16 protein-coding genes are annotated in these 22,539 nt (G+C 65.5%); 9 read left to right on the plus strand and 7 right to left on the minus strand.

All coding sequences use genetic code 11. The features are described 5' to 3' along the window. The first annotated feature begins 64 nt into the window (after positions 1 to 64). Positions 65 to 2,236: a primosomal protein N' gene (locus AC0L58_RS14440; protein ID WP_473684567.1), complete on the plus strand. Its 2,172-nt coding sequence runs from the start codon at positions 65 to 67 to the stop codon at positions 2,234 to 2,236. A 10-nt stretch (positions 2,237 to 2,246) separates the two neighbouring features. Here AC0L58_RS14440 and tatC read toward each other — a convergent pair whose 3' ends face one another. From tatC to AC0L58_RS14460, 4 genes are read right to left on the minus strand one after another with little or no spacing between them, the layout of a single operon-like run. After that, positions 2,247 to 3,029, minus strand: a complete 783-nt coding sequence (gene tatC / locus AC0L58_RS14445; protein ID WP_473684569.1) for a twin-arginine translocase subunit TatC — start codon at positions 3,027 to 3,029, stop codon at positions 2,247 to 2,249. Continuing rightward, positions 3,016 to 3,468, minus strand: coding sequence for a Sec-independent protein translocase protein TatB (gene tatB, locus AC0L58_RS14450; RefSeq protein ID WP_473684571.1), 453 nt, complete (start codon positions 3,466 to 3,468; stop codon positions 3,016 to 3,018). Before tatB ends, tatC begins: the two co-directional genes overlap by 14 nt. 24 nt (positions 3,469 to 3,492) lie before the next feature. Beyond that, positions 3,493 to 3,756 carry a Sec-independent protein translocase subunit TatA gene (tatA, locus tag AC0L58_RS14455; RefSeq protein WP_473684573.1) on the minus strand — a complete coding sequence of 88 codons (264 nt, stop codon included), beginning with the start codon at positions 3,754 to 3,756 and terminating at the stop codon, positions 3,493 to 3,495. Between the two features lie 56 nt (positions 3,757 to 3,812). Further along, positions 3,813 to 4,502, minus strand: a complete 690-nt coding sequence (locus AC0L58_RS14460; protein WP_473684575.1) for a lipid-binding SYLF domain-containing protein — start codon at positions 4,500 to 4,502, stop codon at positions 3,813 to 3,815. Between the two features lie 106 nt (positions 4,503 to 4,608). Here AC0L58_RS14460 and hemH point away from each other — a divergent pair, with 106 nt between their 5' ends. Continuing rightward, complete coding sequence (gene hemH / locus AC0L58_RS14465; protein ID WP_473688752.1) at positions 4,609 to 5,745, plus strand: ferrochelatase; 1,137 nt, start codon at positions 4,609 to 4,611, stop codon at positions 5,743 to 5,745. Beyond that, entirely contained in the window at positions 5,729 to 6,577 is an 849-nt protein-coding gene (locus AC0L58_RS14470) for an alpha/beta fold hydrolase (protein WP_473684577.1), read from the plus strand. The genes hemH and AC0L58_RS14470 overlap by 17 nt, the downstream gene beginning before the upstream one ends. A gap of 588 nt (positions 6,578 to 7,165) precedes the next feature. Here the strand turns inward: AC0L58_RS14470 and AC0L58_RS14475 are convergent. Beyond that, positions 7,166 to 8,899, minus strand: a complete 1,734-nt coding sequence (locus tag AC0L58_RS14475; RefSeq protein WP_473684579.1) for a dipeptidyl-peptidase 3 family protein — start codon at positions 8,897 to 8,899, stop codon at positions 7,166 to 7,168. Between the two features lie 251 nt (positions 8,900 to 9,150). Between AC0L58_RS14475 and AC0L58_RS14480 the strand changes: the two genes are divergently transcribed. From AC0L58_RS14480 to AC0L58_RS14495, 4 genes are all read left to right on the plus strand, one after another. Then, entirely contained in the window at positions 9,151 to 9,657 is a 507-nt protein-coding gene (locus AC0L58_RS14480; RefSeq protein WP_473684581.1) for a DUF1993 domain-containing protein, read from the plus strand. 145 nt (positions 9,658 to 9,802) lie between these two features. Beyond that, positions 9,803 to 11,449, plus strand: coding sequence for an NAD(P)/FAD-dependent oxidoreductase (locus AC0L58_RS14485; RefSeq protein ID WP_473684583.1), 1,647 nt, complete (start codon positions 9,803 to 9,805; stop codon positions 11,447 to 11,449). A gap of 12 nt (positions 11,450 to 11,461) precedes the next feature. Further along, positions 11,462 to 11,800, plus strand: a complete 339-nt coding sequence (locus AC0L58_RS14490) for a helix-turn-helix domain-containing protein (RefSeq protein ID WP_473684585.1) — start codon at positions 11,462 to 11,464, stop codon at positions 11,798 to 11,800. A 384-nt stretch (positions 11,801 to 12,184) separates the two neighbouring features. Then, the gene (locus AC0L58_RS14495; RefSeq protein ID WP_473684587.1) at positions 12,185 to 12,880 is read left to right on the plus strand and encodes a DsbA family oxidoreductase; all 696 of its coding nucleotides are present in this window, start codon (positions 12,185 to 12,187) and stop codon (positions 12,878 to 12,880) included. 325 nt (positions 12,881 to 13,205) lie between these two features. Here AC0L58_RS14495 and AC0L58_RS14500 read toward each other — a convergent pair whose 3' ends face one another. Continuing rightward, on the minus strand, positions 13,206 to 16,106 hold the full coding sequence (locus tag AC0L58_RS14500) for a bifunctional diguanylate cyclase/phosphodiesterase (RefSeq protein ID WP_473684589.1): 2,901 nt from the start codon (positions 16,104 to 16,106) through the stop codon (positions 13,206 to 13,208). A 265-nt stretch (positions 16,107 to 16,371) separates the two neighbouring features. Here AC0L58_RS14500 and dinG point away from each other — a divergent pair, with 265 nt between their 5' ends. After that, positions 16,372 to 18,489, plus strand: coding sequence for an ATP-dependent DNA helicase DinG (gene dinG / locus AC0L58_RS14505; RefSeq protein ID WP_473684591.1), 2,118 nt, complete (start codon positions 16,372 to 16,374; stop codon positions 18,487 to 18,489). A 28-nt stretch (positions 18,490 to 18,517) separates the two neighbouring features. Here dinG and AC0L58_RS14510 read toward each other — a convergent pair whose 3' ends face one another. After that, positions 18,518 to 21,469 carry a bifunctional diguanylate cyclase/phosphodiesterase gene (locus tag AC0L58_RS14510; protein WP_473684593.1) on the minus strand — a complete coding sequence of 984 codons (2,952 nt, stop codon included), beginning with the start codon at positions 21,467 to 21,469 and terminating at the stop codon, positions 18,518 to 18,520. A gap of 452 nt (positions 21,470 to 21,921) precedes the next feature. On the opposite strand from AC0L58_RS14510, the gene AC0L58_RS14515 reads away from it, so the two are divergent. Continuing rightward, positions 21,922 to 22,482 carry a HutD/Ves family protein gene (locus tag AC0L58_RS14515; protein ID WP_473684595.1) on the plus strand — a complete coding sequence of 187 codons (561 nt, stop codon included), beginning with the start codon at positions 21,922 to 21,924 and terminating at the stop codon, positions 22,480 to 22,482. Positions 22,483 to 22,539 lie beyond the last annotated feature (57 nt).

Raw genomic sequence — 22,539 nt, forward strand, 5'->3', positions numbered from 1 at the left:
ACGTGCCGACTTCGCCAAGGTCCGGCCGCCTGCTCGGTTACACTGGGCCGCCATCGAGGTCACCATGCCGGCCGTTCTTCGCATCGCCCTGCCCCTGCCGCTGCACACCCTTTTCGACTACCTGCCACCCGACGCGGGCGAGCCGCGCGCGGGAAGCCGCGTACTGGTGCCGTTCGGCCGTGGCCGGATGGTCGGCGTGGTGGTGGCATGCGGTGTCGAGTCGGCGCTGGATGGCAAGCGACTCAAGCAGGCCCTGCGCCTGCTCGACGATGATGCCCTGCTCGATGCCGAACTGATGCAGACCCTGGCCTGGGCCGCGGATTACTGGTTGGGCGCGCCGGGCGAAGCCTATGCCAATGCGCTGCCGCTGGCGCTACGCGAGGCCAGGCCGCTGCCGGCGATCGGCGAGGAGTTCTGGTCGATCACGCAAGCCGGTCGAAACGCGCACGATGCGGGCAGTCGTCGCGGTGGCAGCAAGACCCTGCTCGCCCTGCTGGCGACGGAGGGCTTGAGCGCGCAGGAACTGAACGAGCGCCAGCCCGGCTGGCGCGAGGCCGCACGCCGGCTGGCAGCCGCAGGCCTGGTCGAACGGGGTGAACAACCGCCGGCGGACCGACGCCCGCCATCATCGACCGCGCCGCAGCTCAGCGACGAGCAGCAACTGGCCGTGACCGCCATCGGGAAGAGCCTCGGCAGGTTCCAGCCGTTCCTGCTCGACGGCGTCACCGGCAGCGGCAAGACCGAGGTCTATCTGGCCCTGATCGAACAGGTGCTGGCGCAAGGCAGGCAGGCCTTGCTGCTGGTGCCGGAAATCGGCCTGGCGCCGCAGACCGTGCGGCGCCTGCGTGAACGGCTCGGCGTGATGGTGGAGGTGTTGCACTCCAGTCTGTCCGAAGGCGACCGGGCGCGCGCGTGGCTGCGTGCCCGCGCCGGCATCGCACGGGTGATCCTGGGCACGCGCTCGGCCATCTTCACGCCCTTGCCGCAGGCCGGCCTGATCATCGTCGACGAAGAGCACGACGGTTCGTACAAGCAGCAGGACGGCTTTCGCTATCACGCGCGCGACCTGGCCGTGGTGCGCGCACGGGCGCTGGATGTACCCGTGTTGCTGGGCTCGGGCACACCCGCACTGGAATCTCTGGCCAACGTCGAAGCCGGACGATATCGCAGCCTGCACCTGCGCGCGCGCCCGGGCGCCGTGCGCTCGCCGCAGGTACAGATCATCGACATGCGCGGGCAGCGGCTGCAACACGGCATGTCGCCGGCACTGCTGGCCGCCGTGGCCGGGACACTGGCGCGTGGCGAGCAGGCCCTGGTGTTCCGCAATCGCCGCGGCTATGCGCCGGTACTGCTGTGCCACGGTTGCGGCTGGCACGCGGAGTGCTCGCGCTGCGAACGGCCGCTGACCCTGCACGCCGGTCGCCGCCAGCTGATTTGTCACCACTGCGATAACCATCAGCGCCTGCCAGCGGCGTGCCCCCACTGCGGCGCCACTGAACTCACCGCGCAGGGCCAGGGGACCGAACGCCTCGAGGAAACCCTGCTCGAGCGCTTTCCGGAGGTGCCGGTGCTGCGCGTGGATCGCGAAACCACCCGCCGCAAGGATGCATTCGAGGACATGCTGGCGAGCCTCGGCGATGAGCAGCCGGCGATCCTGGTAGGCACCCAGATGTTGGCCAAGGGACACGACCTGCCCAACCTGACCCTGGTGGCGATCGTGGGCGTGGACGAGGGTCTGCACAGCGTGGATTTTCGTGCCGAGGAGCGCCTGGCGCAGCTGGTGGTGCAGGTGGCCGGCCGGGCGGGACGCGCGCGCAAGCCCGGCCACGTACTGCTGCAAACGCACCAGCCGGACCACCCGATGTTGCGCAATCTGCTCGCCCACGGCTATGCCGCGACCGCGTGCGACCTGCTCGCCGAGCGAAAGCTGATCGGGTTGCCCCCCTACAGTCATCAGGTGCTTTTGCGCGCCGAGGCGCCGCGACGCGAGCCGGTCGACGAGTTTCTTGCCGCGGCTCGCGCCGCGCTTCCGGATCGGCCATTGCAGATCGCCGGCCCGATGCCGGCGCCGATGGCCTTGCGCGCCGGGCGGCAGAGAGGCCAGTTGCTGATCGAGGCGGATCGTCGCGATGTGCTGCGCGGCATGCTGCGTCCATGGCAGCATGCGCTGACCGCCCTGCCGTCGGCGCGCAAAGTCCGCTGGTCGCTGGATGTCGATCCCGTGGACCTTTATTAGGGCCCGAAGATCAGCTGGCGTCGGTTTTCAGCGAACCGGGCGTGATCAGCCAGCGCACCGCCAACACGCCCAGTTCGTAGAGCAGGCACATCGGAATGCCCAGCATCATCATCGAGATCGCATCCGGTGGCGTGATCACGGCGGCAACGCCGAACGCACCGACGATTGCGTAGCGCCGCCCGCTACGCAGTTTCTCCAGGTCGAGCACGCCGATTGCGGCCAGCACCACCACCGCCACCGGCACTTCGAAACAAAGTCCGAACGCAAAGAACATCAGCATCACGAAATCGAGATACTGGCTGATGTCGGTCATCATCTCCACGCCGCTTGGCGTCACCGCGATCAGAAAGCGGAAGGCCGCCGGCAGCACCAGGAAGTAGGCGAACGCGCAGCCGAGGTAGAACAGGCCCACCGCCGCGACCAGCAGCGGTCGCGCCAATCGCTTCTCGTGCTTGTACAGGCCCGGGCTGACGAACGCCCAGAGCTGGTACAGGATCACCGGCATGCTGATGAACAGGGCCAGATAGAAGGCCAGCTTCAACGGCGTGATGAACGGACTGGTGACGCCGGTGGCGATCAGGTGCGCGCCCTCGGGCAAGCGGGCGACCAGGGGCGCGGCCAGCTGCGTATAGAGCCGGTTGGCAAACGGCACCAGCGCCAGCAGGATCAGCACCAGTGCCGCGATCGACTTGAGCAGGCGCGTGCGCAGCTCCAGCAGGTGCGAAAACAATCCCTGCTGCAGGTCGTCGCCCTCTGGCGCCGATTCCGGGGTATCCGGCTCAGGCGTCGTCATGCGTTGCCTTCCGGGTGGGCGACGTCGGCTCAGCGTCGACCGGTTCATCCGACATCGGCTTGCCCAGCGGCAGTTCCGCCTGGGGATCGGCTTCGGGTTCGTCCGGGCTTGCGCTTTCGCTCACGTCGCCGACCGTCGACGAATCCGGCGCGCTGACCTCGCTGACCAGCTCGGCCACGGGTTTGCGCACCTGATGCAGACCATCCTTGACTTCCTGCTGCGCCGCTTCGGCCTGCGCCACGGCCTCGCGCGCGGCGCGGCGGATCTCCTCGACCTCAAGCTCACGCTCGACTTCGGCACGCACGTCGTCCCAGCCGTTGCGCACGCGTCGCAGCAGCGCGCCGGCCGTACGCGCCGCGCCGGGCAACTTCTCCGGACCGAGCACGATCAACGCGATCAGCGCGAGCAGTACCAGTTTGCCGAGGCTGAACTCGATCATCGCCGCACGCCGCCCGCCGATTGCCTAGCGGGTTTCGCTGGAGTCGCGCTGACTCTGCTTGCTGGCCGCGTCGGCAGGCTCGGGATCCGCGCGCAGCTGCTCGGCCTCCTTGCGACGGGCTTCTTCCTCTTCCTTCTTTTTCGATTCCTCGTCGCCGCCGAGGCCTTTCTTGAAGCCGCGGATGGCCTCACCGAGGTCCGGTCCCAGGTTGCGGATCTTCTTGGTGCCGAAGAGCAGCAACACGATCACCAGGAAAATGAGCCAATGCCAAACGCTGTCCAAACCCATGATCAACCTCTAGGCCCGTATCGGCCAAGTCAAGCGAGCGCAAATCGCGCCGACAGTTATTGCGAAGTGTACTCCTCAAGCCGGTCGCGAAAATCGACCACCGGCCCGGGAACGTTGGTGACACCGCCCTCGAAAATGCGCCGCGGCGTGATGCCGGCGCCATACACCTGGGCGTTGGCATCGTAATCGATACGCAGCGCCGAGCCATCCAGCGCCACGCCCGCGAACAGTCCGCGGCTGCGCGAATACGAGTAGATCTCCGCCTTCAGCTGGGCATCCGTCGAGGCGTTGGCAGTACGCCCGACCGGACCGGCCGCCGCCGAAGCATCGGCGCCCAGGGTGAACTTGCCGCGCACGATCGAGTCCACGCCGTGCTGGGTACGGAACACCAGCACCACATCGGTGGACGACACGCCGGCCTGGAAGCCCACGCTGCCGCCGGTCATGGTGATGAAGCTCGGGTTGGACCAGGTGCCGTCGGGGCTCTTCACCGAGATCAGACCCTCGCCGCGACGGCCGCCAAAGATGAAGCCGACCTTGAGCATGTCCGGAATCACCGCAATGGCCTTGGCGTCGCGCAGCAGATCACGTGGAATCGCCTTGTCCGGCGCCTGCATGATCTGATTGAGCACCGTCACCGCGTTTTTCGCCCGCACCAGCGGCGGATCCTCGGCATGCGCGGCCATCGTGGGCAGCAGCAGGGCAAGACCGATCAGCAACAGGCGGCGCATGGGGGTCTTTGACATGGGGTCTCCCTCGGCTTGAGATAGTTGGGTGGGCATCGTGGTCCAGCCGGCTTGTGGCAGACTGCACGATTGATCACGTATGAGCGGTCAGCTTCCGACTGTCACGATGCCTGCGCCCAACCACTATACCGGCCTTGCCGGCTATTCCCACGACCCGGACGTTCAGCCCGTTCAGGCAGGCGTACTACTCGTCAATCTCGGCACGCCGACGGCTCCGACAGCGCAGGCGGTGCGGCCCTATCTGGCCGAATTCCTCGCCGACCCGCGCGTGATCGAGTACCCACGCTGGCTGTGGTGGCTGGTTCTGCACGGCGTGATCCTGCGCACGCGGCCGAAGCGTTCCGCGCACGCCTACGGCAAGATCTGGACGGCGCAGGGATCGCCGCTGCGCTTTCTCAGCGAGGCGCTGGCGCGCGGCCTGCAGGCCGAAATCACCCGACAACGACCACAAGCGCCGGTGAAGGTTGCACTGGCCATGCGCTACGGCGAACCCTCCATCGCGCAGGCGATCGAGCAGCTGCAGCGCGAAGGTGTGCGTCGACTGCTGGTCCTTCCCTTGTACCCACAATATTCGGCCACCTCCACCGGTTCGGTGCTTGACGCCGTCGCGGACAGCATCAAGCAGCTGCGCTGGCCGCCGGAGCTGCGCATCGTCAACGACTATCACGGCGATCCGGCATATATCGAGGCGCTGGCGCAAAGCATCGAAAACTGGTGGGCGACCCACGGTCGCGGCGACAAGCTGCTGCTCTCCTTTCACGGCATTCCCGAGCGTTACGTGCGCGCGGGCGATCCGTATTTCTGCCAGTGCCAGGCCACCGCGCGGCGGCTGCGCGAACGCCTGCAGCTGGACGAGCAACACGTCGTGGTCAGCTTCCAGTCGCGGGTGGGTCGCGAACGCTGGCTGCACCCGTACACCGACCTCACGGTGCGCAAGCTCGCCGCCGAAGGCGTGCGCAGGCTCGACGTGGCGTGCCCCGGTTTCGCGGTGGACTGCCTGGAGACACTGGAGGAGATCGCGATGCAGAACCGCGACTTCTTCGTCGCTGCCGGCGGCGAAACCCTGCGCTACATTCCCGCCCTCAACGACAGCGCCGCACAAGTGCGAAGTCTCGCCTCGCTGGTGCTGCAACACACCCAGGGCTGGCCGGAATTCGCGCCCGACTACGATGCCGAGGCCGATCGGCAACGGCGCATGCGCGCCGGACAACGTGCAAGGGCCATTCGTGCCGACTTCGACTGAATTCGTCACGATTACGCTGCCGCATTTGTCGCTGCAGGCGCAGTGCTGGGGCGATGCGTCGCAGCCGCCGCTGCTGGCGCTGCATGGCTGGCTCGACAATGCCGGCAGCTTCGCGCGGTTGGCACCGCTGCTCGCCGGGCGTCATCACGTGATTGCGCTGGAGCTACCTGGCCACGGCCGTTCCGACCACCTGCCTCCCGGCAGCAGTTATCACTTTCTCGACTATGTTCGCGACGTGCTCGCCGCGGCCGACGCATTGCAGCTTTCGCGCTACAGCCTGCTCGGGCACTCGTTGGGCGCCGGCGTCGCGTCACTGGTGGCGGCGGCACGACCGGAGCGGATCGAGCGCCTGTTCCTGATCGAGGGTCTGGGGCCACTCGGCGACGATGGCTCACGCACATTGGAGCGCTTCCGCGATGCATTGGTGCCGCGTGGCGACAGCGGCAAGCGGCTGCGTGTATTCCACAGCATCGAACAGGCGATCGAGGCACGCAGCATGGTCAGGGGTCTGGCCGAAGACCTGGCGCGCCCGATCGTCGAACGCGGCCTGATCGAAACCGAGGGCGGCTGGCGCTGGCGCAGCGATCCGGCGCTGACCCGGCCGAGCGCGGCCCGGCTTGCCGAGTCGCAGATCCGCGCGCTGCTCAACGGCATCACGACGCCAACCTCACTGATGTTGGCGCAGCCCGCCACGTCGTACCTCCCCGCCGGGCCGATGCAGGCACGCGCCGAATGCGTCCCGCAGATCACCGTCAGCCACATGCACGGCGGACACCATCTGCACCTGGAACATCCGCAAGCCATCGCTGACTGGATTGCATCTGCCATGTAGGAGCGCACCCTGTGCGCGACGCCTTTTCCCTGCACCCCAGGCGGGCCAAGCCCGCCGTTCGCGCACAGGGTGCGCTCCTACACGGCCGAGCGCAGCCCGGCTCGTCGTACCTTCCCGCCGGGCCGATGCAGGCACGCGCCGAATGCGTCCCGCAGATCACGTCAGCCACATGTTCGGCGGACACCATCTGCACCTGGAACATCCGCAAACCATCGCTGACTGGATTGCATCTGCCATGTAGGAGCGCACTCTGTGCGCGACGCCTTTTTTCTACACCCCCAGGCGGGCCAAGCCCGCCGTTCGCGCACAGGGTGCGCTCCTACACGGCCGAGCGCTGCCAGGCTCGTCGTACCTTCCCGCCGGGCCGATGCAGGCACGCGCCGAATGCGTCCCGCAGATCACCGTCAGTCACATGCACGGCGGACACCATCTGCACCTGGAACATCCGCAATCCATCGCTGACTGGATTGCATCTGCCATGTAGGAGCGCACCCTGTGCGCGACGCCTTTTTTCTACACCCCCAGACGGGCCAAGCCCGCCGTTCGCGCACAGGGTGCGCTCCTACACGTGCGATGACGATCGGGGAATCATAGGTGGTTTGCGGCAGGCTTCTGCAGGCCCAGTACGTCGAGCCCCTGCTCGAAGCGGATGTCGACCGGGATATGCGCCTGATCGAGACGCTTCAGATCCGCCGCCAGCACCGGACCGACCGAGCCCATCTGCTCGGTGAGCTGCTTCGCCGCCGCGTAGTCTCCATCACCCTGGATGGTCAGCAGCTTCGCCGACAGCGCATTCATCGCAGCCGTCATCTTGTCGAAATCGACGCGGTAGCGGCCGGTCGCCTCATCGCGGCTGATCGCCCCCTGCTGCTTGAAGAAATTGAAGCGCACCATGTTCGCCTTGGCGTGCGCGTCGCTGGCGCCGAAGCGCACCGAGCGCAGGATGCCGGCGAGGAAGGTGACGTAGTTGTCCATCAGCTTCGACTTGTCCAGTTCACCCTTGTCGGCCAGCTTGGTCACCATGTACAGGCCGAGGATGTCGGCCTTGCCTTCCTCGAAGCTGGAGGCCTGATCCTTCAATGCCTTGCGCACCGTGCCCTTGCCGTCCAGGGTTTCCTTGATGCCGAGGCCGTGGGCGACTTCGTGGAACATGGTGTTCTGGAAGAATGCGTCGAAGGTGAGGTTCTTCTGCTGGTCTTCGGCAATCAGCTCATGCGCGATCGGCAGCATGATCTTGTCGAACTTCGCCTGCATCACGTTTTCCAGCTGCAAACGGCGCGTGCCCTTTTTCAGCTGCACCTGCTCGTCGTTGGGCAGGTTGATCGCGATGGTCTTGGCGCCGACGTTCGCATCGCCGCCGTAATAGATCGCGAAGTAGGCATTGAGATCGGCGTCGGAGCCGGGCTTCTCGGCCTTGTACTTGGCCGCCACCGGCAGACCACGTTGCAGTTCCGGCAGGTATTTGGCGAAGCGCGCCAGTTTGGCGCTCCAGCTCTGATCCTTGATCAACACGTAGGCTTCGTAGCTGGCCTTGTAGCCGAACAGCTGGTCCTCGTAGGTTTCGATCGGACCGATCACGATGTCGACCGGGTTGTTTTTCATCTCCATCCAGGCGAAATCGCTGGGCTGGTAGTCGTCGTTCTGCAAGGCATCGGCACGCATGCCGAGGTATTTGCGGAAGCCCGCATCCTTGGCCAATTTCGCCGCGTCGCGCAGCAGGCCTGCGGTCTTGTCCAGCTCGGCCTTGTAAGCCTGGTGATAGGGCACCGTGATCAGCTGCCCCTGCGCATCGCGCCGCAGCAAGGTGTACAGGCCGGTCTTGTCCTTCAGCGGGGATTGCTCGAACTCGGCCTTGCTCATGTCGGCCGGATAGAACTGCGCGCCGGCAGGACGCGGACCGACACCGGCGACAAACGGCTGGTCGTTGTCGAGCCGGTCCCACGGACCGTAATTGATCTGCGCGAACTCGCGCGTAGCCGGATCGTCGATCTTTGCCAGCAGGGCGTCCTTGTCGCCCCAGGCCTGCTTCCAGTACAGCGCATTCATGCTGTCAGCAGCTTCGACCAGCAGAGCAATCATCTTCTTCTGCTTCGCATCCAACGACGACAGGTCGGCCGTTAGCTTCACCGTGGCGTAGTCGGCCAGATGCCGGTGCACGTCCGCCGTGCTCTCGACGCCATCGGACGCCGCGGGTGCAGGCGCGCTGGCGGGTGGCGCCGGGGCCAACTCTTCCTTCGACACGGGTGTCGGCGGCGTGTCTTGTTGGGGAGAACAGGCGACCAGCGCCAGCGACAGACAGACAGGAAGCAGACGTCGAACCATGATCTTGCCTTGGCAGGAGAATGCTCCATCGTATCGCCATCGTGGCTGGCTGGGCACCTCCGGGACAGTGTTCGCGATCCACTTGGCGGGTGTAGCCTTCATGCTTTCGGATACGCTGCCGCTGGTGGATCTGGTGGTCGCTGCGGGTGCGCGCGTCGCGCGCCTGAGTACGACGCATCCGTCCCGATCGAAGAATCGCAGCCCGCGTCGCCAACCTTGATGAACACCCACCCACCTCAGGAAACAAGTCCATGACAATTTCCATGTACCAGGCATCCGTTCCCGTCTTCGTGCGCGCGCTCAGCAGTCTGTCCCATGTGCTGGAAAAGGGCACCGAACACGCTGGCGCGAAGGGCGTCAGCGACGAAGTGCTGCTGCAGACCCGGCTGATCCCCGACATGCTGCCGCTGATCAAGCAGTTCCAGATTGCCTGCGACACCGCTGCCCGCGGCACTGCCCGGCTGGCCGGAGTCGAACCGAAGTCGTTCCCGGACACCGAAACCACATTGGCCCAGGTGCAGGCCCGCATCAAGGGCACGATCGACTACCTCAAGAGTTTCGCCTCCGAACAGATCGACGGCAGCGAGACTCGCGCGATCCATCTGAAGATGCGCAACGGCGATCTCGACTTCGTCGGTCAGGCCTACCTTTTGCACTTCGTGATTCCGAATCTGTACTTCCACTGCACGACGGCCTACAACATCCTGCGCGAAGCCGGCACCGATATCGGCAAGGTGGATTTTCTCGGCAAGGAGTGATCGCCTGCTCCTGCGCAGGAGCCGCGGGCGGGCGATGCTGTTTGGCCGGGATGCGGCATTCGCAAAGGCAAACGCTCGTCAGCAGGCTCTTGCGCGTGCTTATCTGCGAAAATCAGGGTTTGGCCCGTATCCGGATGGCTGACCCATGTTGCGACTGACCGACCTCAAGCTGCCGCTGGATCACGGCGAGGCCGAGCTCACCGCCGCGGTGCTGAAGCGACTCGGCATCGCGGCCACCGAACTGACTAGTTACAGCGTGGCCAAGCGCAGCCATGACGCGCGCAAGCGCGGAGCGATTACGCTGATCTACGCGCTGGATGTCGATACCCGATGCGAGCCCGCCCTGCTGCAACGCTTCGCCGACGACCCGCATGTGCGGCCCACGCCTGACACGGATTACCACTTCGTGACCAAGGTGCCACCGCGGGTCGAGCATCGTCCACTGGTGATCGGCTTCGGTCCCTGTGGTCTGTTTGCCGCATTGGTGCTGGCGCAGATGGGCTTGTGCCCGATCGTCGTCGATCGCGGCAAGGAAGTGCGCGAGCGGACAAAAGACACCTGGGACCTGTGGCGCAAGCGCAACCTGCATCCGGAATCGAACGTGCAGTTCGGCGAAGGTGGCGCCGGCACGTTTTCCGACGGCAAGCTGTACAGCCAGATCCGCGACCCGCAACACCACGGCCGCAAGGTGCTCACCGAGTTCGTCAAGGCCGGCGCTCCGGAAGAAATCCTCTACGTCAGCAAACCGCACATCGGCACCTTCCGGCTGGTCTCGATGGTGGAGAACATGCGCGCCACGATCGAGGCGCTGGGTGGCGAGATCCGCTTCAACAGTCGGGTGGAGGATCTGCTGCTGGAGCCGGAATCGGACGGCCGGCAACGCATTCGCGGCGTCGTGCTGGCCGACGGCAGCGAGATCCGCAGCGACCACGTGGTACTGGCACTCGGCCACAGCGCCCGCGACACTTTCGAAATGCTGCATGCGCGAAACGTTTATCTCGAAGCCAAGCCGTTCTCGATCGGCTTCCGCATCGAACACCCGCAGTCGGTGATCGACCAGGCCCGCTTCGGACCGCAGGCTGGCCATCCGATGCTCGGCGCGGCCGATTACAAACTGGTGCACCACTGCAAAGGCCGGCATGCGGGCCGGGGCCGTTCCGTCTACAGCTTCTGCATGTGCCCCGGCGGCACCGTGGTGGCGGCAACGTCCGAACCGGGCCGCGTGGTGACCAATGGCATGAGCCAGTACTCGCGCAATGAGCGCAATGCCAACGCCGCCGTGGTGGTCGGCATCGACCCTGTCGATTTCACGCCGTACGACGACAGCGGCAGCCCACTGGCCGGCATCGCCTTGCAGCGTGCGCTGGAAAGCCATGCCTATGTACTGGGCGGGGGGAACTACAACGCCCCGGGCCAGCTGGTCGGCGACTTCCTGGCCGGACGCGCCTCCACGGCATTCGGCGATGTACAACCTTCATACAAGCCCGGCGTCACCTTGGGTAGCCTCGAAAGCTCCGTCCCCGACTACGCGATCGCGGCGATCCGCGAAGCGCTGCCCGCGTTCGAGCGGCAGATCCGCGGCTACGCCATGCACGACGCGATCTTCACTGGCGTCGAGACACGTACGTCATCACCGGTACGCATCAAACGCGACGACAGCCTGCAAAGCCTCAACACCCGCGGTCTGTATCCGGCCGGCGAAGGCGCCGGCTACGCCGGCGGCATCCTCTCGGCCGGCGTTGACGGCATTCGAGTCGCCGAGGCGGTGGCGCGGGATATCACCGGAAGCTGAACGTACCGGGCGTTGTCAGCGTACGGCGACAGCGCCAATTTGACTGCGATCGCTGACTTCGAGGCCGTCATGTTCATTCGCACTCCCACAGATATCGGCGCATTGATGCGCGAGAGTCGCAAACGGGCTGGCTTGGGCCAGGCTGAGTTGGCTCGCCGGATCGGCGTCAGCCGGCAATGGGTCGTGGAAGTCGAGCGCGGCAAGCCGCGCGTAGAGATCGGCCTCGTGCTGCGCGCATTGAACACTCTCGACAGCTCCCTGCCGACCGCCGCAGCACCCAGCTTCCGTGGTGTTGCCGACACCCCGGATATCGATATCGACGCGATCATCGACGCAGCGCGCCAACCATGACAACCACCTCTGCACTGGTCGCCCTGATGAACGGCTCGACCATCGGCACGGTCGCGCCGACCATCTGATTCTGAAGCAACTGCCAACCCTTCTCGCCGCCAGCGCGCGCGAGAAAGCGCCCCGGCTTGTCCCGAACCACGTCCACGCTGACTGAACTGGCTCAACGCGGCTGGATTGCCGATCATGCGATGGCAAGATTATCCGCCACGACACCCTCGATCCGCGCCCACGCCAAATCCCAACCGATGCGCTCCTGTTCCAGCCGGGCGCCGCACGCCTGCGCCCCGGCTCCGGGCACTTCAACCCGGCTGACTCGCGGCGCTTGTGAGGAAGGACGGTCGCCTCCATCTTGGCTGGGCCCGATCACCGCCACCGAGGTCAGTCATGAACACCGCCGCTCCCTTGCGCATCGACTTTGTCTCCGATGTCTCCTGCCCCTGGTGTGCGGTGGGACTGGCTTCGCTGCAGCGGGCGCTGGCCAATCTTGATGGCGAGGTCAGCGCCGACATCCACTTCCAGCCGTTCGAGCTGAACCCGCACATGGCGGCGGAGGGCGAGGACTCCACCGAGCACCTGGTGCGCAAGTACGGCAGCAGCGCCGAACAGATCGACGCCAACCGCGAGGTGATTCGCGCCCGCGGCGCGGCGCTGGGCTTCACCTTCAACATGGACCGACGCAGCCGCGTCTACAACACCTTCGACGCGCATCGGCTGCTGCATTGGTCCGCGCTCCAGGGCAAGGAGCTCCCGCTGAAGCAGGCTCTGCTGCGCGCCTATTTCACCGATGGCGAAGATGTAAGCGCGCACGACACGTTGGTGCGCCTTGCCGCCGGCGTCGGGCTGGACGGCGAACAGGCAAGACAGGTACTCGCCAGCGGGACGTATGCCGCCGAAGTCCGTGCGCAGGAGCAGTTCTATGCGTCGCGCGGCATCCAGTCGGTGCCGGCCACCATCATCAACGATCGGCACCTGATCTCCGGCGGGCAGCCGCCGGAGGCCTTCGAACAGGCATTGCGGCAGATCGTCGCCAGCGAAGCGTCGGCTGGGACTTCGGGTCAGGGCGAATCAGGGCAAGTCTGATCACCTGTCCGATGCGGGGAACCATGTGGCCGTGCAGCCTGACCATGCAGGACATCGGGCTGGTTCGTGTCGGCTTGGAGAGCGCCCCCATCCGCCCTTCGGGCACCTTCCCCCGCAAGCGGAGGAAGGCAGGCCTTCATGCAGCGCGGGCGCGCGAAACGTCCCTTCCCCCGCAAAACGGGGGAAGGTGCCCGAAGGGCGGATGGGGGCGCTTTGACCGCTGCCAGGCATCGGCGGGTCTCGGAGCCTTGATGACGTTGATCAGGCATGCAGCTACGCACCGATCCACATTGTCAGGTGGCTTCCCGGGACCGCAGAACTCGACTCACCGCGCGACAGGTTCCGGCCGGCCGATCCAGTAACCCTGTCCCATGTCGCAACCCATGGCCTGCAGCGCGGCGTACTGGACTTCCGTCTCGATGCCCTCGGCTATCACGCTGATATCCAGCGCACGCGCCAGCGCCAGCACGGCCGCGACCACGGTGGTGCTGCTGGTGTTCGCGCCCTTGTCCAGCTCGTGCACGAAGGCGCGGTCGATCTTCAGGATGCGCAGCGGCAGCGAGTGCAGATAGCTGAGCGAGGAATAGCCCGTGCCGAAATCGTCCAGCGCGGCACCGATGCCGACCTCACGCAGCCGTTCGAGGGTGCCGCGCACATGCTCGGGATTGTCGAGCAGCGCACCCTCGGTGACTTCCACCACCAGTCGCGAGGGTGGCAACCCGGAGCGCTCCAGGATCTGCAGCAGACGCTCGTCGAAGGCGTCGTGGCGCAGATGCAGGGCCGACACGTTGATGGTCATGAAAGTGTCCGCGCCGCCATGCTGCTGCAACAATTTGCAGCTCAGTTCAAACATGCGCCAGTCGATCACCTCGATCAGCCCGCTGTCCTCGGCAATCTTGAGAAAGTCGCCGGGGAGCAGCACGCCGCGCTGCGGATGGTTCCAGCGGATCAGCGCCTCGTACCCCACCACCTGGCCGTCCTCCAGTCGACAGATTGGCTGGAAGTACGGCTCGAATTGGTCCTGCTTCAGTGCCGCGCGCAGTTCGCCTTCCAGGGTCAACACATCCACCATGTTCCTGGCCAGGGTCTCGTCGAACAGCTGGTAGCGCTTGCGGCCGAGCTGCTTGGCGCGGTACAGCGCGATGTCCGCATCGCGCAGCACCTCATCGGCGGTCAGGTAGTGGCCGTCGCCGATCGCGATACCGACGCTGGCCGTCACCTGCAATTCCTTGCCACCCACCGGCATCGGTGCGGCCAGCGCGTCCATCACCCGCTGCGCGACGGCGTTGGCATCGGCGGGCTGGTCCACCGTTTCGAGCAGGATCGCGAACTCGTCACCGGACAGGCGCGCCACTAGGTCAGGATGGCGGACACAACTGGAAAGACGCGTGGCCACCTCCTTCAACACTTCGTCGCCGGCCAGGTGGCCCAGACTGTCGTTGATGATCTTGAAGCGATCCACGTCGAGATAGAGCAAGGCGCAGAACGGCCGCGGCTCGGATTGTGCCGGCGCCAGCACACGGTCGATCCGATCGCGCAGATAGCTGCGGTTGGGCAGGCCCGTCAACGGATCGTGCATCACCTGGTGCTTGAGCTGATCCTGTACCCGTTCGCGCTCGATGATCTCCTTGCGCAGCGCCAGCGTGCGCTCCTCCACGCGATGCTCCAGCTGCTCGTAGGCGCGCTGCAGTGTCTCGGCGGCACGACGCCGGGTCAGACTGCTGGCGACCTGGGTGGCCACGAAGGTCAGCAATTCCTGATCGGACGGTCCATACGACACGGCCTCGGTGTAGCTCTGCACGGTGACCAACCCGATCACCTCGTCACCGACGATCAACGGCACGCCGAGCCAGCACACGGCCGGTGAACCCATGCGCCCGAACGCAAGCTCGCCGGCACGCTCCAACTCCTCGATCGCCGCATTGTCGGCGCGCAACGCGGTGCCCCGACGCAATACGTATTCGCTCAGGCCACGCCCCAGCGGGCGGCTGGCCGGCGGTCGTTCGACGGCGTCGACCGCATACGGAAACTGCAGTTGCTGACGATCGTCGGAGAGCAGGGCGATGTAGAAATTTTCCGCGTTGAGCAATTCGGCGACCACCGCATGCACGCGCCGGTAGAACTCGTTGCGATCGATACGCGTGGTGGCGAGTTCGGCGATCCGGAACAGGGCCGTTTGCAGATGCTCGGCGCGCTGCCGCTCCATGATCTCCAGCTGCAGGCCGCGATTGGCCTCCGCCAGCTCGGCGGTGCGTACCTGCACGCGCTGCTCAAGCGCATCCTTGCCCTGTTTGCGCTCCAGCGCGATCAGGATGTGGCTGGCCACGAACTCCAGCAGCGCGCGATCACTGTCGGTGTAGCCGATCTCCGGCTTGTAGCTCTGCACCACCAGCACACCGCCCGGCCGTCCATCACGCAACATCGGCACGCCGAGCCAGTCATGGCTGTCCGGGCCGATCACGGCGACCGGACCCTCGGCCTGCTTGCGCAGTTCCTCGGCATCGCCCATGCGTGCCTTGCCGTCGCGCAGCACATACCATGTCAAGGTGTGCTCGATCTCGCTCAGCGGCATGTCGCTGCCTTCGCCGGGTGGCGCAGGATCCTCGACATCGACGAAATACAGGAAGCGGATCGTGTCGCGCTCGGTGTCATGGAGCACGATAAAGAAATTCTCCGCATACATCAGCGAACTGATGATGCCGTGGATACCACGCAAGACCGCCGGCATGTCGCGTTCGGAACCGGCCAGGTCGGAGATCGCGAACAGCGCCCGTTGCAGGTTCTCCGAGCGCTCCAGTTGCCGATGCGAGTGCTGCAATTCGATCCACTCGAGCGCACGTTGAAGATGCTGGCCCGCCAGACGCAAGGGCGTTGCCAGGCTCTCGAGAAACCGGGTGTTCGCCTGCGCCGGATGCAGTTCCAGGATCAGCAATGCCGGCTCGGGTCGCTGGCACAACCGCAGCGCCACGCGATTGGTATCCGAATGCCACTGCGGCGCATCCGAGTTGGCGGCCTGCTCAAGCCAGGGCCAATCCGCAGGGGCGACGTAGGTCAACGGCACACTCTGGCAATCGGTCCGGTCACGAAGCCGCCACAACACGCGGGCTGAATCGCAGCCCGGGCACTCTCGCGCCAACTCCGCGATCGCCTCGGCGACATCGCCGGGCGAATGAGCGGCGATCAATCGGGTCAACCAAGTCAATTGCAGCGAGTCGTCGAATGACATCGACTCCATTCCGCCCCCTTTCCATCATTGCCGGGTGCTTCCGGATCAGGTGTGGCCATGGCCCCAGCCCAGCATACACGGTCACTACTGTGCGACATTCAGCACGATGATCACAAGACGGACCTCTCCAGCAGGTCCGCGGAGTCGCTTGCATCTCCGATAAACTGGCAGGAAAGCGGCCCACAACGTGCGCTCCGGCAAGCTCATCCGGGTGCACTGCACCATTGCTCCCGCCTCACTACGCACCACAGGTTTGCCACGCCGCATGCTCGCCGACACCACCAAGGACGCCATCCGCGCCGCCTACGCTCGACTGAAGGAGGGGTTGCCGGGCTTCCGCGTTCGCGCCTCGCAGGGACGCATGATTGCCGAGGTGGCCAAATCCTTCGCCGAGAACGGCGGCGTGGCGGTGATCGAGGCGCCCACCGGTACCGGCAAGTCGATGGCATACCTGATCGCCGGCGTGGAGATGGCGCGCGTCCAGAAAAAGAAGCTGCTGATCGCCACCGCCACGGTCGCGCTGCAGGAACAACTGGTCCAGCGGGACATTCCGTTGTACCTCAGGCTCAACGGCATCGAAGCCAGGGTCGCGCTGGCCAAGGGTCGCGGTCGTTACCTGTGCCCTCGCAACCTGCTGATGGCGGCGAACAGCATCAACGATGCGCAGCTGGGCCTGGCCGGTTTCGAAGCGGATTTGCTGTTGTGGAACAAACCACCCCAGGCACGCGACAAGCAGTCACTGGCCAAGTTGCGCGACGCATTCGACCGCAACGAGTGGGACGGCGACATGGACAGCGCGCCGGAGCCGGTCAGCGACCTGCTGCGGCCGATGATCACCACCAGTGCCGGCGGCTGCACCAACCGCAAGTGCGGGCAGTTCATGAATTGCCCGTTCTTCGCCGCACGTCGCGCGGTGGACGATGCCGAGATCATCGTGGCCAACCAGGACCTGGTACTGGCCGATCTCACCATGCCTGGCGAGGCCGGACCCGAAGGTGTCCCCGCGTGGGGCGGCGTGATCCTGCCGCGACCGGACGAGACGTTGTACATCTTCGACGAAGGCCACCACGTGCCGGGCAAGGCGATCGACCGCGGCGCCGCCGAGGTCTACATGACGGCCACCGTGCGCCAGCTCAGCCGGCTTGGTCGGCAGGTCCACGCCGCGTATTCGCTGACCGACAAGGAGCGGCTGGGCAAACTCAGCCTCGACCAGGGTGACGAGAAGCTGCAGGAGTTGAGCAACGCCCTGGAGGAACTGGAGCGCGAGATCCGGCTCGGCTGGGTGCCCGACCCCGCCGAGACCGAGCCGATGTACCGCGGCTCGCTCGGGCAGTTGCCGGAGCCGTGGGTGGAACACGCGCGGATGCTGGACGTACTCACCGAACAGGTGCAGCGCTGGCTCGGCGCCGTGCGTCGCGCCGTGGTCGAGATGACCGATGGCGGCCCGACGCAGGAAGCGTTGTCACGTGAACTGGGCATGGCGCTGGAGCGCGTGGGCCGGCAGGCAGCATGCTGGCGCGCCTGGTCAAGCCAGGATCCGGACAACACGCCGCCGCTGGCCCGCTGGGTTACGCTCGGCGCCGATCAACAACTGGTGTGCCACGCCTCGGCGGTCTCCGCTGCGGGACTTCTGCGCAACGTGTTGTGGGGCAACGCCAGCGGCGTGGTGATGACCTCGGCCACGCTCAGCGCGGGCGGCAATTTTCGCGGCTTTGCCGATGCCATCGGCCTGCCCGACGAGGCGGTGACGATAAGCCTGCCCTCGCCGTTCGATCTCGCCGTACAGGCACGACTGGAAGTACCGGCGATGCGCACGATGCCGGACGCACGCGAAGCGCACGCGGAAGAGATCAGCGAATGGCTCGCCGAAAACCTCGACTGGGACGCGGGCAACCTGGTGCTGTTCACCTCGCGCGTGAAGCTCGACCGCGTGCTGCAGAAACTGCCGATCGCGCAGGTGCGCAAGGTGCGTGCGCAGGGCTCGCTGGGCAAGTCGCAGCTGGTTGCCGAGCATTGCGCCGACATCGAGGCCGGCAAGGGCAGCACCTTGTTCGGCCTGGCCTCGTTCGGTGAAGGCCTCGACCTGCCCGGCAAATTGTGCGAGACGGTGGTGATCACCCAGTTGCCGTTCGCGGTGCCGACCGACCCGGTCGGCGCCACTTACGCCGAATGGCTGGAATCGCGCGGGCGCAACCCGTTCATCGAGGTCAGCGTGCCGGAAGCCACGCGCCTGCTCACCCAGTACTGCGGCCGCCTGATCCGCAACGAGACCGACCACGGCCGTATCGTGCTGCTGGATCGTCGGGTGGTCACCAAGCGCTACGGCGCGGGCATGCTGAAGGCCTTGCCGCCGTTCCAGCCCGTGATCGAGCGGACGGCATGAGCGCACACGCTTTGTGCCGGCCGGGCAATCAGGCGGCTGAAGGAGAAGCCAGCCGCTCGCACAACGGGGCGGGTCGACCCAGCAAGTAACCCTGGCCCATCTCGCAGCCCATCGCCAGCAGGGCCTGACGCTCGACCTCGGTTTCGATGCCTTCGGCGATCACCCGGATATCCAGCGCACGGGCCAGCGCAAGGATCGCTGCCACCACCCGGGTGCTGCTGGTATCACTACCCTTGTTGAGCTCACGCACGAAGGCGCGATCGACTTTCAGCATGCGCAGTGGCAGGGAGTGCAGGTAGCTGAGCGAGGAATAGCCCGTGCCGAAGTCGTCCAGTGCAGCGCCCACGCCGCAACCGCGCAAGCGTTCCAGCATGGCGCGCACGCGCTCGGGGCTGTCGATCAGTGTGCCTTCGGTCACTTCGGCAATCAGACGCTCGGGCGGCAAACCGCAGCGTTCAACCAGCTTGAGCAGTTGTGCGTCGAAATCGGCGCGCCCCAGGTGCAACGCCGAAACGTTCAAGGTCATGAACGTGTCGTGCTCGTGATGCCGCGCCAACTTGCGGCAACTGCGTTCGAACATCCGCCAGTCGATCATTTCGATCATCCCGCTGTCCTGGGCGATCTTCAGAAACTCGGCGGGCTCGAGCAGGCCGCGTCGTGGATGGTTCCAGCGGATCAGCGCCTCGTAACCCAGTACCTGACCGTCATCGAGACGGCAGATCGGCTGGAAATAGGGCTCGAACTCGTCGTTGTGCAAGGCATGGCGCAACTCCCCTTCGAGCGTCAACACGTCGACCGCGCTTTTTGCCAGGGTCTCGTCGAACAACTCGAAGCGTTTGCGACCTCTCTCTTTCGCGCGATAGAGCGCGATGTCGGCGTCACGCAGCAACTCGTCGGCACCGGTATAGCTTTCGTCACCGAGGGCAATGCCGATGCTTGCCGATGGCTCCAGTTCGCGGCCTGCCATCAACAGTGGCTGCCCGAGTGCGGACAGAATCCGCTGCGCCACCGTGACCGCCGTGGCGGGTAGCGGCACGTCCTCCAGCAGAATCGCGAATTCATCGCCGGACAACCGCGCCACCAGATCCGGATCGCGCACGCAGCTCAACAATCGACGCGCAACCTCCTGCAGGTATTGATCGCCGACGAGGTGACCCAGACTGTCGTTGATCAGCTTGAAGCGATCGACATCCAGGTAGAGCAGCGCGCAACGCCTGCCGGGCTCGCGCTTGAGCAAGCCCAGCACGCGGCTCAGGCGGTCACGCAGGAAGCCGCGATTGGGCAGGCCGGTCAGCCCATCATGCATCACCTGATGCTTGAGCTGCTGCTGGATCTCCTCGCGCTGGCGGATCTGCTGACGCAGCTCGCGGGTGCGCTCCTCGACCCGTCGCTCCAACTGCGTGTTGGCCTCGTGCAAGGAGGCGGCCGAGCTGCGCCGGTAGATGCTGTTGGCGATCTGCAGCGCGGCAAACGAAAGCAGTTCCTGGTCGGCCGCACCATAGGCAGCTTCCTCGGCGTAGCTCTGCACCGCGACCAGGCCGATCACTTCCTCCCCGACCGTCAACGGCACGCCCAGCCAGCACTTCGAAAGGTTTCCCACCACCTCCAGCTCGATCAACCCGCGCCTGGCCAGGTCGACTTGGGCGTCCCGGTCGGCAATCAGCGGCCCATGCGCCATCGCGTATTCGCTCAGACCACGCACCAACGGCCGATCCTCATACACCTCCCCGGACACATCCACGGCATACGCGAACGTCATCATGCCGGTCGCCTTGTCGACCAGTCCGATGAACAGGTTTTCCGCATTGATCAGCGCGCTGACTACCGTATGGACCCGGCGATAGAACTCGTGTTCGTCGATGTCGGCCGTGGCCAGCTGGGCCAACTGGAACAGCGCCGCCTGCAAGCGCTCGGCGCGCTGCCGTTCCTCGATTTCCAGTTGCAGGCCGCGATTGGCCTCGGCCAGTTCCTGCGTGCGCTGATGTACGCGCAACTCCAGCTCATCCTTGCTCTGCTTGCGCTCCAGCGCGGTGAGGATGTGGTTGGCCACGAACTCCAGCAACGCGCGATCCTCGGCGGAATAGACCAGACCCTCGCGATAACTCTGCACCACCAGCGCTCCCAGCGCCTGGCCGTTGCGCAGCATCGGTACGCCCAGCCAGTCGTCGCTGGCCGGGCCGTCCACGACAAGGACACCGTTCACCTGTTCGCGCACCTGGTCGAGCGGCCCCATCAGTGGCTTGCCACCGGTCAGCAGGTGCCAGGTCAACGTGTCGCGAACGTCCTCAAGCGGTATCTCCCGCGTGGTATCGGGGCCGTCCTTGTCCTCGGCGTCGACGAAATAGAGGAAACGCATCGTGCCGCGCCCGGGATCGTGCCGCACGATGAAGAAATTCTCGCCGTACATCAGCGTGCCGACGATGGCGTGGATGCCGCGCAGCAGCTCGGGCATTTCAAGCTCGGAGCCGGCCAGATCGGATATCGCGAACAACGCGCGCTGCAGATTCTCCGAACGCTCCAGCAACGCGTGCGATCGATGCAGATCGGCCAGATCGATGGCGTGGCGCAGGCGACGCGTGGCCAGCGCCAGTTTCGATTCGAGTACGTCACGCAGTTGCGACGCCGACTGCGCGCGAGTGAATTGCAACAGCAGTACAGATGGCTGCCCAGGCATCAGACGCCACGCCACCTGGCGCCCGTCGTCGGCGACCAGCATCCGCTGGTCCTCCAGCGCACGCTGCGCCCATTCGACTTCGGTCGCACTCGGCGATGCGCCATAGGGGTGCGCTTCGGCGCCATCCCACAGCAAACACACACGCTCGCAGTCGGCCAGCGACTCGGCCGCCTCCACGATCAAGGCTCCCACTTCCAGCGGCGTATCGGCCTCGATCAGGCGGCCCAGCCACGGCGCAGGCGCGACCTCGGCGTGGCCATCCGCCAACTGCCGGTCGTCAGGCCTTGTGCTTGTCCTCCTGGTCATTCTTGAAACCACCTTCAGCTCTTCTGCTACCGCGGTCGGTCGCTGCCGGCCCGGATCCCAGTGGATCACCAAGGGATGGCCCGTTATTCAGGCCTCGTCGCAGAAACTCGATCAAACAAGCAAATCATCTAGCAATTCTTGCGCCATCAAGTATTTTCGGCATGGTCGCGAAGCTGTCATGGACCGGAGCCGGTGTGGCTTCAGCGTTTGGAAGCGGTCCGCAGGTTGTCGGTGGCCCGTCTGGTCGCGCGGATCACGGTGACACCTTGCGTCAAATGATGACCGTCAGCGCAGGCCGCGGGGGCAGCGTCATCATGATGGTCGTCTCCTCCGTGATCTGCCGCACAAAATCCTCGCACCCCGAGCCGTCGCATGAGCAGGATGACCGGACTCGATGGCAACGCTATGCTCGACCCTCTCCCGTCACTGTCGCACTTCTACCCACCTGTCGCATGATCATCCGCCTGCAAGATTGCCCGTCGCGCCCCTGGAAGAACGGCTTGGGCCGTACTCGCGAACTGGCCGTCCAGCCATCCGACGCGAGCGCCGGGGAATTCCTGTGGCGGGTCAGCATCGCCGAGGTCGACAGCGCGGCACCGTTTTCGTGCTTCCCCGGCATCGATCGGCAAATCGTGTTGCTGGATGGCGCCGGTTTCATGATGACGCTCGACGACAGCCGCACCCATGCGTTGACCACGCCGTTCGCGCCGTTCGCCTTTCCCGGCGAAGCCAAGGTGGATGTGGCCCTCGCCGGTGGCGCCACCCGCGATTTCAACCTGATGACCAGGCGCAACCGTTTGCATGGCGAGATACAAGTATGGACCGGGCCGACCATACGCACGCCCGATCTGGCGACCACGCTGGTATTCTGCGCCCGCGGCGAGATCGATACGGCTGACGGACGGCTGCATGCCGGCGATGCATGGCGTTCGTCGCAGCAGCCCGGCAGCCCGGTAACCCTTGGCGAAGACGCCATTGCGCTCGCCGTGCGCGTCGAACCCAACGCCGCCTGATCGAGCACATCACTCGCCTATACTCGGGAACCATCCCCGTAGCCCGGAGCGACTTCC

Source organism: Rhodanobacter sp. G2-10, from assembly GCF_055809185.1.

Coding starts and splice junctions, on each gene's coding strand:
- dinG (WP_473684591.1), top strand. CDS start 16,372: ATGCTCGCCGACACCACCAAGGACGCCATCCGCGCCGCCTACGCTCGA.
- AC0L58_RS14500 (WP_473684589.1), bottom strand. CDS start 16,106: ATGTCATTCGACGACTCGCTGCAATTGACTTGGTTGACCCGATTGATC.
- AC0L58_RS14475 (WP_473684579.1), bottom strand. CDS start 8,899: ATGGTTCGACGTCTGCTTCCTGTCTGTCTGTCGCTGGCGCTGGTCGCC.
- AC0L58_RS14510 (WP_473684593.1), bottom strand. CDS start 21,469: ATGACCAGGAGGACAAGCACAAGGCCTGACGACCGGCAGTTGGCGGAT.
- AC0L58_RS14495 (WP_473684587.1), top strand. CDS start 12,185: ATGAACACCGCCGCTCCCTTGCGCATCGACTTTGTCTCCGATGTCTCC.
- AC0L58_RS14480 (WP_473684581.1), top strand. CDS start 9,151: ATGACAATTTCCATGTACCAGGCATCCGTTCCCGTCTTCGTGCGCGCG.
- AC0L58_RS14440 (WP_473684567.1), top strand. CDS start 65: ATGCCGGCCGTTCTTCGCATCGCCCTGCCCCTGCCGCTGCACACCCTT.
- tatC (WP_473684569.1), bottom strand. CDS start 3,029: ATGACGACGCCTGAGCCGGATACCCCGGAATCGGCGCCAGAGGGCGAC.
- tatA (WP_473684573.1), bottom strand. CDS start 3,756: ATGGGTTTGGACAGCGTTTGGCATTGGCTCATTTTCCTGGTGATCGTG.
- AC0L58_RS14515 (WP_473684595.1), top strand. CDS start 21,922: ATGATCATCCGCCTGCAAGATTGCCCGTCGCGCCCCTGGAAGAACGGC.
- tatB (WP_473684571.1), bottom strand. CDS start 3,468: ATGATCGAGTTCAGCCTCGGCAAACTGGTACTGCTCGCGCTGATCGCG.
- AC0L58_RS14485 (WP_473684583.1), top strand. CDS start 9,803: ATGTTGCGACTGACCGACCTCAAGCTGCCGCTGGATCACGGCGAGGCC.
- hemH (WP_473688752.1), top strand. CDS start 4,609: ATGCCTGCGCCCAACCACTATACCGGCCTTGCCGGCTATTCCCACGAC.
- AC0L58_RS14460 (WP_473684575.1), bottom strand. CDS start 4,502: ATGTCAAAGACCCCCATGCGCCGCCTGTTGCTGATCGGTCTTGCCCTG.